We start from the raw sequence: 10,671 nt of genomic DNA on the forward strand, positions 1-10,671 counted from the left end.
TTATTTTTTGAAATAGTAAATACTTTCTTTCAATGGTTTATATTTTAATGTAGCAACTTCCTCGTCACTAATATACTTGTACACATCATCATATTCTTTTTTACTAATGTTCAACGACATGTTATCTTTTTTCAAATTATATCCATATTCAAACCTATAATTTTCCATATCTTTTAACACAACCCAATAAACATAATCGTCCGTTTTTGTGGATCTGAACGCCCTCACACTTTTGATATCACTTCTTGGAATTTTCTGCATATCCATGTACTTATACATCCTGTCAAAACCAATGTGCCTGTGTACAGGATATTTTATAATTAAATTGATACAAAATATAATTAGACCTACCCATAAAACTAGTTTCAATATTTTTCTGAAGTTTGTTTTTGTTGTTTTTTGCATCTTTATATCTCCTTCGTGTTTGTATTATAATTATACTATATTTTTGATGGAGGAATATCAAATGAGAAAAAAATTATTAAAAAAAGTATATACTAGATGCATTAATGATTTAACGTTTAGGGGGAATTATGAAAATCAAATTACATAAGTGTGGAAATTCTCATGTGTTGCAAATTCCAAGGTCGATTTTGGATGCTTTAAGTTGGAAAGATAATGATATTTTAGATTTAAAAATTAAAGATAATAAACTAATAATCGAAAATTCTTCTAATGATGAAATGAATATTGAAGATTTATTTGAGGATTTTAATGGCAAATATTCAAAAGAAGATATTGATTGGGGAAAAATGACAGGAAAAGAAGTATGGTAAGTTAACAATTTTAATAAATAAAATAATAGAAAAAATATTTTCATACCTTCGATTCCTTTGTATTTTATAGTATAATAATCTCAAAGAGAGGGGCGTTATATGTGAAAAAGAAAAAGTTTTCAATAATCAAAATACTACTACTATGTCTTGTGGTTTTTGTAGCTATAAAATGGATAATAGCTGTTCCTGTTCAAAGACATTACGGATACAAAAAGTTGTATAGATACATGGAAGTTCAAGGAATAAAAAAAGATAACATAAAAGAGATAAAAGCAATAAAAGATTATATAAAAGGAAACCAAGTATACAGAGTGCAGATAAAAGATCCTGCGGGTTTTACTCTCGTTTATACCTACGACGATTACCCAAATCCTGGTAAAATGAGTCTAGATTCTATCGAATTCCAATCAAAAGATGATTATAAGAGTCTGAGCCCTGAAGAAAGACAAAAATTCAAATATCCTCCTCTAGATGATGATTGGGAAACTAAAACAACAAGCCATAACTAACGTTATGGCTTATCCTTATTTCTTATCAAAAAACTTTTGTAGTTCTTCTGGTGTAGTTCCCACTTTGTCGTCGATGTTCATTCTGTCGGTGATTTTCCCATCTTTAACTCGAAACACTGCTGGGACTGTTTTGAGGTCGTTGTCAGTTCTGAATTTCTTCAAATCTTCCGGAGATTTTTTGATTCCAGCGACGCTATCTATGTAGTAGATTTCATATTTGGATACAAATGGTTTGAATATTTTTGAAAACTTTTGACAATCTGGGCATGTTTTTCTTCCAAGATACACCGTGATTTCTTTTCCGGAACTCACTTCATCAAGTTCTGCTACTTTGATTTCCTTGACGCCTTTGATGTTTTGTTCGTATTCTTCGATGGCTTTTTGCTTGTCTTCTTCTGTGGTTACGTTTTTGGATTCAACTCCTGTGGCTTTTTTTGTAAGCTCATCTTGTTTTTGGTTGCAACTTGCAAATAATACCAACATAAAGCTGACACAAACGATTAATTTGAATTTGTTTTTCATATATTCCCTCCTGTTTTTAATTTATTTTATAATATTTACAGGTAATAATCAATCTGTATGATTGTAGACAGCAAAACCACCAACTATTGTTGGTGGCCGTTGTTTTAGTAATTCAATTTTGTTTGTTTTTTGCGTTGTTTTAAGATATTTCTAATGGTTATTATTGCACTTACTGCCATCAATACTAATGCCAATAACCATCCGTACAAGCAGAAATTCACAAGCATTGTGTCATCTGCACCCATTCCATCGTGTAGCAAAGTTATTGTGAAGTTCATGCACAACATTGCAAATGATATTGCTATTTGAAATACACTTGTTACGATTCCTAGCAAATGATCGTCTTTGCGTTTTAATGATAAGTAGATACCGAAAACGCTGAGGATTAGAAATATCGCTGTGACTACAGCATAATTTCTCGTAATTTCGTAAATTTCTTGTTCTGACATGATATATGTTCCTTTCTTATTTGATAGTTACATTATATCATAATTATTATACAAACAAACTAAATTATCTCTGTTTTTGTGATTTTTTCTTCTTGTAAAATGATTTTCTGAGTCTCAATATCACATAACTCACAAAAATAATCGTATAGATTATAACTCCAGAGATGTGTGCTTTCCAATTATTTGAATAAAGCACCATTACATGCACATAAATTCCTATAAAAAATGGATATGCCATTCTTTGAAGTTTCTTCCAGTTTTTGGCGTTCATTTTTCTACGAACTACCTTAAATGATGTCACGAAAAGCGGAATCAGCATCAACAATAAAAATATTGTTATTATTGATGCGATTAGTTCTCTTTTTGGCAAGGATAAGGGATTTGTGAAAAGCACTGGGAAATAATGTACTCCAAATATTATGTTGTGGCTTATCACCAACAAACTTCCTATTATAGACATTTCTCCACGAATGCTCATCAGTTTTTTTGAAAAATCATTGTGTTTTGTAACGGTCCCTAAGAACATTACTATCATGAATGTTGCCGTTGCAAATATTCCTCTGGCGAATATTTTCATGAAATAATCGTTGAACCAAGTTGGCAAATATCTGTAGTAACCCATGTTGTAATAACACACAACTAGTCCCGTCCACGCATACATTCCTAGATAATATGCCCCCGGATGTTTTTTTATTGATTGGGCTGTTAAGCTATAAAATATTATAGTGAAAATTATTCCTATTATTAAAGTCATCTAATCTCCTCCTTTAAGTTTTCCAAATTCTTTTGTTTTTCATCTTGTGTTTTAGTGTCGATATTCAAATCAGTTTTATAGTTGTTTTTTTCATTTTTTGGTTGAGATTTTTCTGACTTTTTATCTGAAGAATCTTTTATAGGTTCTTTTTCATTGTCTTTTTCTTCTACAACAGGTTTCTCGATTTTGATAAACACATAAGATTTTGATATTTCTTGTGTTTTTCTAAGTTTAAATATTATGTTAACTCTAAATTGTCCTACTTTTGTATAATCAGGTTCTTTTTCAAGTGTTACTTCTACCGATCCATCTTGTGGAATGTTGGAGAATTTCGCTTTGAAGTCTTCTATGGTTGGTTTTGTTCCGTTGACTATTATTGGTGACGCTCCATTTCTTTGCGGTGTGAATTTTTCTCCATGGTCTAAGTCATCATCATCTGATATTCCGTCACGGTCTTTGTCACGGTACAACCAGTATGTCAATGTTCTCACTAATATTTTGCCATTTTTTTCGGCTTTTAATTTTAGTGTTATTGTTTTAAATCCACTTCCATCTTCCGGCCATCCTTCTGCGCTTACTTGTGGTGTTCCTGTTATTGTCGTTCCGTCAAATGATAATCCTTGTGGCAATCCGTCTATTTTTGCAATTATTTTCGCATCTTTGTCAAGACTTGTAACTGTTGCTGGTCTGATTGGTTTTCCTTCGATCCATTTTTGTCCGTTGGAATCCATCAAGCTTGTGTCGATTACTTTTTGATCAACAGGAATTTCTTCTTTTGTTTCTTGTTCAGCTTTTTTGTCAACTGGTTTTTTCACTATTACCATCACATAGCTTTTTCCAACTTCTTTTATTCCTTTGACTTTGAAAATCAGGTTAACTCTTTGTGGAAGTTCACTCGCTTTTGTATAATCAGGTTCTTTTTCAAGTGTTACTTCTACCGATCCATCTTGTGGGATGTTTGAGAACTTGGATTTGTAATCTTCGATGGTTGGTTTTGTTCCGTTGACTATTATTGGCTGTGCTCCATTTCTTTGTGGTGTGAATTTTTCTCCGTTATCTACATCGTCGTCATCTGATATTCCGTCACGATCTTTATCTCTGTATAACCAATATGTTAGTTTTCTTACAAGTATTTTTCCATTTTTCTCTGCTTTTAGTTTTAGTGTGATTGTTTTGAATCCACTTCCATCTTCCGGCCATCCTTCTGTACTTACTTGTGGTGTTCCTGTTATCGTCGTTCCGTCAAATGATAATCCTTGTGGCAATCCATCTATTTTCGCAATTATTTTCGCATCTTTGTCCAAGCTTGTCACTGTTGCCGGCCTGATTGGTTTTCCTTCGATCCATTTTTGTCCGTTGGAATCCATCAAGCTTGTGTCGATTACTTTTTGATCAACTGGGATTTCTTCTTTTGATTCTTGTTCTTTTTCTTCAGGATTTTCTTTTTCTTTGTCTTTGACAAGTTTCTTGTCCGATTCATTTCCCGACAATTTGAATGTTACAAATATTACGCTTGGCAAGTTCGGATTGTCTTTCGATACGAGATGATAGTTCGCTTGAGTGTTGTTGATTGCAGCGTTTGATGTTGTGTATTCGTATCTTTTGTTGTTTTTCGATACTGCGCGAAGTTTTACTTTTGAAAATTCAAATGACGTTGGTGCATCAATTATTTGTCTGTCTGCGATGTTGTTTGTATTTTCAAAATCTTTTGATGCATTTTCCAATCTGTACCATTTGATTCCGTCAACGCTGTATTCCAATCCTACGATATAATCCTTGCTGTAGTTTCCGATTAGAATTCTGAACTCATCGTATGACAATGATTTTTCGTGAACAACTTTTGCTTTGATTAAGTTCGTATCGGAATATTTTGACAAATCATTCGTAATTGCGTTGCCCTTGTCATCTGTAATTGAAATTCCATTTGCTTGGAAATCTGTCCAGCCGATTTTTTCGGATGAACCGTCTTTTTTGATTACAATAATCTTCATTTCAGAAAAATCAGCTGCATCGTTTTTGTTCACTTCAATTGTTTTGTTTTTAGGTGATATAATCTTGATTTCTTTGACATCTGAATTATTCTTGTAATCATTTGACGATTTTGCTGTCGCTTCTCTTGTCGATTGTGCGATTCCACTTGCGCTCACAGTTGCACCCGATATACTATCAAACATTTCTTTTGAGTTGTATTTGTCTGACATGTATGCTTTTACAGCTCTCGAAAGTAGTGTCAAATCAGATTCTGTTTTAATGTTATTTCCAGAAAGTCCATTCAAAAGCGCGCCGTATTGTTTTCCAAATAATTCTTCTACTTTTGATTTCGGATCTTTGCTGTTTCTAATTTGTTCGAAATACTCGCGGTATAATCCCATTTTCGCAAGATTTAATCGTCCTTCTTTTCCTTTTAAGAACGCCAAAACTTTCTCTGCTTTTTTTCTAAATGGACCCATATCGTCTCCGTATTCCGAATCTTTACCTACTTTGATGTCGATTATTTCGCCATTTTCGACTTTGATGTAGGTCTTGGTTTTCCTTGTGTTGATGTAACCAATGCCCCATCCGCTATACTCTCCATCTCTCAATGGATTATTGTTGTAGTATTTTTTCAACGCGTCGTCAATTTTTTGTGGGTCATTCTTGTCATTATCTTTCTTGTTATTATTCGGATTTTCTTTTTCCGGTTGTTTATTGTCTGGTTGTTCGTTGTTTTCTTTTTCTGGTTTATTTTCTTGTTTTTGATTAGATTCGTTTGGTGCAATTCCTGCTTTGGACAATGCGTTGTTGACTGCACCTATAATTCCTCTGCTTGAATATGTCGCTGTGGATACTGTGTCCACTGTTTTTCCAGGTTTACCCAAAATTCTAGAAATAACAGACATTGCTTTTGCAAAATACGGCGCATCATCACTGTGAGATATTATTTCCACACCAGAGATTAATCCGTTAGTTATTGTAACTTTAACTGTTATTGGTCCATTGAATCCTTGTGCGATTCCTGTGTATTGACCGTCTTTTAGTTTTGCATCATTTATTTTGCTGCTGCTGTTTGTGTTATTATTTTCTGGTTTTTCTGGATTGTTTTGTGGTTTTTCTTCGTTTTTGTTACCCGAATTTCCTTGAGAATTTTCTTTAGAATTTCCTGCTGAATTTCCCTTTGATATGTTTGGCGCTACTCCTGCTTTTGACAATGCGTTGTTGACTGCATTTATAATTCCTCTACTTGAATATGTCGCTGTGGATACCGTGTCCACAGCTTTTCCAGGTTTTCCAATAATTTTCGAAATTACACGAGAAGCTCTTTGGAAATATGGATTATCATCGTGATGAGATAATATTTCTATTTTTGCAATTGAGCCTTCTTTTACTGTAACTCTTACTTTGATTGGCCCGTTGAAACCTTGTGCAACTCCTGTGAATTGACCGTCTTTTAGTTTTGCGTCATTTATTTTACTGCTGTTATTCGTTTTTGAATTATTTTCTGGGTTGTTTTGTGTTTTTTTGTTATTTTCTTTTTCTTGGTTTTTATTTCCAGAAGATTTTCCTTTAGAATTTTTTGATTTTTCCTTTGATATATTTGGCGCTACTCCTGCTTTTGACAATGCGTTGTTGACTGCATTTATAATTCCTCTGCTTGAGTATGTCGCTTGTGATACTGTATCCACTGCTTTCCCAGGTTTTCCAAGAATTTTCGAAATTACACGAGAAGCTCTTTGGAAATATGGATTATCATCGTGATGAGATAATATTTCTATTTTCGCAATGGATCCTTCTTTTACTGTAACTCTTACTTTGATTGGCCCGTTGAAACCTTGTGCGGTTCCTATGTACTGACCATCTTTTATTTGTTTGCTTCCTACGGAAATTTTTCCGACAAGATTTCTGATGCTTTTCTTGCCTGATTTTGCGTTTGGATTTACTTTTGAAATCTTCGCTTTTTCCTTGGAACCTGCTTGTGCCAACGCTTTGGATACTGCTTGTTTGATTGCGTTTGAAGATATCGTCGCTCCTGCAACAGAATCCACATTCACACTTCCTGTGCTTAAAATTCTGTCGATCACAGAAGATGCTCTGTTAAAATACGACGGCGTTTCGTTATTTGAAATCACATCAATATCAGTCAATTTGCCATTTTTTACAGTAACTCTTACCGATAATCTTCCGCCATAACCATTGGAACTAGCTTCGTACACTCCATCTTTTAGTCCTTTTGTGGCTACATTTTGTGTGTTATGTTTTTGTGTTTTTTGTGCTAGTTTTGGTGTTTCTTTTTTTGAACCAGCTTTATGTAGTCCATCTTCTACAGCATTTTTGATCGCTTCAGACGAAATCGTCGCTCCTGAAATCGAGTCCACATCTGTGTTTCCTTTTTCCAAAATCTGCGCAATAATTACAGATGCTTTTTCGTAATATTCAGGTGTTTCATTGTTTGTTACGACATTAATCGCCGACAACTCTCCATTTTTTATTTTAATTTTGACCTTGAAATCTCCACCGTATCCCTGGCTATTTCCTTCGTATTCTCCATCTTTTAATCCCTCTACATTACTACCAGATGCTATTTGTGTTTTGTTGTTTGTAGCGTAATTTATCTTGTGTTTTTTATTATAAGAAATAATAGAAAACGCCATCGCAACTGTTACTAATGTAGCAAGAGTAAAAGATAAATATTTTTTTAATTTATCTCTATCCATATTTTCCCTTTCTATAAGAAATTTTTGCGCATGATATCATCATAAAACTTTTTCAAACCTCATGGATGGTTTTGATTATCAATATCGCTTTTTTATTATAAAAAAATTTCTAAAAAAACACAACACTTTTTCTAAATAAATTTAATGTTCTTTTATTTGCTTTTTTATTTTAGCAAACAAAAACCACCAATAAATTTTTTTAATAAACAAAAACCACCAATAAAATTGGATAAATTCCAAAATTATTGGTGGCAATAATTGTCGTATTTTATTTTACAAACTAAACATATTGTCGTAGTTGTTCATTTGAACCATTGCTAATCTGTAGATTGTTTCATTAACTGGTGCTTCAAGTCCAAGTTTTTTCGCTTGTCTTACGATTGCTCCATTCAAGAATTCTGCTTCTGTTTTTCTGTGTTTTTGTGTATCTTGTGCTGCTGATGGCAATATGTCTCCGTATTCTTCGAATGCATCTGTGACGTATTTTCTGAAAAGCTTGTCGCCGTCGAAATTGTAGCCCAATTTGTCAGTAACGGCTATGAATTCGTCTGAGATAGCTTTTAAAATTGCTACAGAATTTTCGTCAGTTCTAGTGTATTTTGTGGACAAATGCATTACTGCGCAAGGTAGGTTGTAGATTGCGTTGATGTATAATTTTCTCCACATAATTCTGTCTACATCTGGATTTAATTCTGTTTTGATGTCGTTCATGCTGAATGCTTTTTCGATTTCGTGGAACAATTTATCGTCGTGGTTTTCATTGATAGCGCCAAATATTACGTTGATTTTGTCGCTGTCGTATCCCGCGCTGATAACTCCAGGCGCTTCGATAGATGCAGATATGAACATAATTCCTTGTGCGATGTTTTCTTCTTTGATGTATTTTTTCAAAATGTCGACGTTGCCGATACCATTTTGAAGTGTCATTACGACTGTGTGATCTCCCACGATGTTCATATTTTCCGTCAAAATCTTTTCTGTGTCGTATCCTTTTACAAGAATTACAACGGCATCTTGAACTTCCAAATCTTGTGAAGATGTACTTGCAGATGTTACTTTTACTGTGCTTTCGCCGCCAGTTCTGTCGATAATTCTGATTCCATCTTTTCTAATTTTTTCCATGTGTGCTTCGTATGGATCCACTAAATTGATTTCGTTATCAGGAGATTCGATTGCTTTTGCAAGCATACATCCCATTGCTCCTGCCCCTAAAATTGTGATTTTCAATTTATCTCTCCCTTTCAAATTAATTCTCTTGAATATATTTTAACACAGCTTGGTTAAGTTTTGGGATCATTTGTTTCTTTCTTGAAAGAAGTCCCTTAGCCAAGAATGAATTGTTTTCGATTTTAGAATCGAAAGCTCCTGCCAATTGTTCTTGGAACATTCCAGAAACCAAGACTTCGCTTTCTTCTCTGAAGATATCTGTAAGAATTAGTACAAATGTAGCCTCTTTCTTGTCGTTTCTGATTTTGTTCATTTCTTCAAGTAAACTGTCTTTGATTTTGCCAAGATTATCCAAATCCATGGAGAAGATTTGTGCGACTCTACAAGTGTATGATTCGATGTTGAATGTTTTCACGTCAGTGTTCAACAAATCTGCTGGTGATTTTCCTTCTAGTGAAGTTCCTGCTTTGAACATTTCCATCGCAAATTCTTCTGGGTTGATGTTGGCGATTTTTGCCATTCTATCCAAAATCATTCTGTCTGTTTCTGTTGCAGTTGGAGATCTGAACAACAATGTGTCGGAAATTATCGCTGAACACAACAATCCCGCTGTTTGTCTTGTAGGGACAATTCCTTTTTCCAAGAACATTTTGGAAAGAATTGTACAAGTTGAACCAACTGGTTCGTTTCTGAAATAAACTGGGTTTTGTGTAGCGACATTTGCAACTCTGTGGTGGTCGATGATTTCTGTAATATCGCAACATTCCATATCATCAACTGATTGGTTTCTTTCGTTGTGATCCACCAATATTAGCTTTTTCTTTTCTTCGTTAATAACGTGATATCTGGAAATATTTCCCACAACTTTGTTTTGATTGTCAACTACTGGATATGATCTGTATCTTGTCTTGGACATTGTGTTTTTCACATCTTCAACAGTGTCTGTCAATGTGAAATTAACCACTTCATCTCTTGTCATAACGTAATTTACAGGCACAGATTGTGGAAGAAGACGTGCTGCCATGTATGTTTGAAACTCTGTAGAGATTACAATGATGTCTTTTTGTTTTGCCTTTTGTAACAACTCATCATTTAATTTGTTGCCGCCAGTAAGTATAATCATGGACACATTCTTATCTATGGCATCGATTTGTGAGTCTTCTCTGTTACCTAAAATCACGATGTCATCTTCTTCCAAATACTTTGCCATTTGTTTCGGATCCATCGCTCCTACGACCATTTTCCCGGATAACGCTCTGTCTTCTGCTGGAATATTCAAAATATTTGCGCTCAAAACGTCGATGATGTTTTCAACTGGAGTATTTGAATGAGATAGGATTTGGTCATCCCACACATCCATGTAGCATTTTGTAATGTCTGACAAAGACACAACTCCAAGAAGTCTTTCTTCGATGTCGATTACGGGCAAACTAGCTACCTTTTTTTCTTGCATCAAATTCATCGCCTTGTAAAGACTTGCATGTTGCGATACACACATTGCAGCATCAAAGCTAATGTCTTTGATTTGTGGCTTCATAGAATCCATGAAAGTTGGAGCTTCTACTCCGAAATAATCCAACACGAATTGAGTTTCCCTGCTAACATCGCCAATTCTAATAGCCTCGATGTTTTCCACGCCAGTTCTTTTTTTCAACTCTTGATAAGCTAACGCCGCACAGATAGAATCCGTATCAGGGTTTTTGTGACCAGTAATATATATTTTGTCCATATTTTCTCCTTCATAAAAATCAACCAAACATTATTTTTCTGCCGATTGATTGTTTAATTTTATTTTCCTAACCT

9 protein-coding genes are annotated in these 10,671 nt (G+C 34.3%); 2 read left to right on the forward strand and 7 right to left on the reverse strand.

The genetic code is table 11. The features are described from left to right. The gene (locus KHW44_RS02775) at positions 1–405 is read right to left on the reverse strand and encodes a DUF3139 domain-containing protein (RefSeq protein ID WP_304065700.1); all 405 of its coding nucleotides are present in this window, start codon (positions 403–405) and stop codon (positions 1–3) included. 128 nt (positions 406–533) lie between these two features. Between KHW44_RS02775 and KHW44_RS02780 the strand changes: the two genes are divergently transcribed. Together KHW44_RS02780 and KHW44_RS02785 are read left to right on the forward strand one after the other, a co-directional pair. Next, positions 534–776 (forward strand): cell division protein FtsW, encoded by a 243-nt coding sequence (locus tag KHW44_RS02780; protein WP_304065703.1) that lies wholly within the window; start codon positions 534–536, stop codon positions 774–776. A gap of 101 nt (positions 777–877) precedes the next feature. Further along, a complete protein-coding gene (locus tag KHW44_RS02785; protein WP_304065706.1) occupies positions 878–1,285 on the forward strand; it encodes a DUF3139 domain-containing protein in 408 nt (135 codons plus the stop codon). Between the two features lie 15 nt (positions 1,286–1,300). Here the strand turns inward: KHW44_RS02785 and KHW44_RS02790 are convergent, their stop codons facing one another. The 6 genes from KHW44_RS02790 to KHW44_RS02815 all read right to left on the reverse strand — a co-directional run bounded on the left by KHW44_RS02790 (position 1,301) and on the right by KHW44_RS02815 (position 10,597). Beyond that, entirely contained in the window at positions 1,301–1,807 is a 507-nt protein-coding gene (locus KHW44_RS02790) for a DUF6568 family protein (protein WP_304065709.1), read from the reverse strand. Between the two features lie 104 nt (positions 1,808–1,911). Continuing rightward, positions 1,912–2,256, reverse strand: a complete 345-nt coding sequence (locus KHW44_RS02795) for a hypothetical protein (protein WP_094225224.1) — start codon at positions 2,254–2,256, stop codon at positions 1,912–1,914. 64 nt (positions 2,257–2,320) lie between these two features. Continuing rightward, positions 2,321–3,010 carry a ferric reductase-like transmembrane domain-containing protein gene (locus KHW44_RS02800; RefSeq protein WP_304065714.1) on the reverse strand — a complete coding sequence of 230 codons (690 nt, stop codon included), beginning with the start codon at positions 3,008–3,010 and terminating at the stop codon, positions 2,321–2,323. Then, positions 3,007–7,701 carry an FMN-binding protein gene (locus KHW44_RS02805; protein WP_304065718.1) on the reverse strand — a complete coding sequence of 1,565 codons (4,695 nt, stop codon included), beginning with the start codon at positions 7,699–7,701 and terminating at the stop codon, positions 3,007–3,009. Before KHW44_RS02805 ends, KHW44_RS02800 begins: the two co-directional genes overlap by 4 nt. Before the next feature lie 273 nt (positions 7,702–7,974). Next, positions 7,975–8,928, reverse strand: a complete 954-nt coding sequence (locus KHW44_RS02810) for a 2-dehydropantoate 2-reductase (RefSeq protein WP_304065721.1) — start codon at positions 8,926–8,928, stop codon at positions 7,975–7,977. A gap of 19 nt (positions 8,929–8,947) precedes the next feature. After that, positions 8,948–10,597, reverse strand: a complete 1,650-nt coding sequence (locus KHW44_RS02815; protein ID WP_304065723.1) for a putative manganese-dependent inorganic diphosphatase — start codon at positions 10,595–10,597, stop codon at positions 8,948–8,950. Positions 10,598–10,671: the final 74 nt, after the last annotated feature.

This window comes from Finegoldia magna (assembly GCF_018371055.1).
Taxonomy (GTDB): domain Bacteria; phylum Bacillota; class Clostridia; order Tissierellales; family Peptoniphilaceae; genus Finegoldia; species Finegoldia magna_I.

What these genes read in the sequence shown, in the direction of transcription:
- KHW44_RS02805 (WP_304065718.1), bottom strand. Translation starts at nt 7,701, where the DNA reads ATGGATAGAGATAAATTAAAAAAATATTTATCTTTTACTCTTGCTACA.
- KHW44_RS02800 (WP_304065714.1), bottom strand. Translation starts at nt 3,010, where the DNA reads ATGACTTTAATAATAGGAATAATTTTCACTATAATATTTTATAGCTTA.
- KHW44_RS02815 (WP_304065723.1), bottom strand. Translation starts at nt 10,597, where the DNA reads ATGGACAAAATATATATTACTGGTCACAAAAACCCTGATACGGATTCT.
- KHW44_RS02790 (WP_304065709.1), bottom strand. Translation starts at nt 1,807, where the DNA reads ATGAAAAACAAATTCAAATTAATCGTTTGTGTCAGCTTTATGTTGGTA.
- KHW44_RS02780 (WP_304065703.1), top strand. Translation starts at nt 534, where the DNA reads ATGAAAATCAAATTACATAAGTGTGGAAATTCTCATGTGTTGCAAATT.
- KHW44_RS02775 (WP_304065700.1), bottom strand. Translation starts at nt 405, where the DNA reads ATGCAAAAAACAACAAAAACAAACTTCAGAAAAATATTGAAACTAGTT.
- KHW44_RS02795 (WP_094225224.1), bottom strand. Translation starts at nt 2,256, where the DNA reads ATGTCAGAACAAGAAATTTACGAAATTACGAGAAATTATGCTGTAGTC.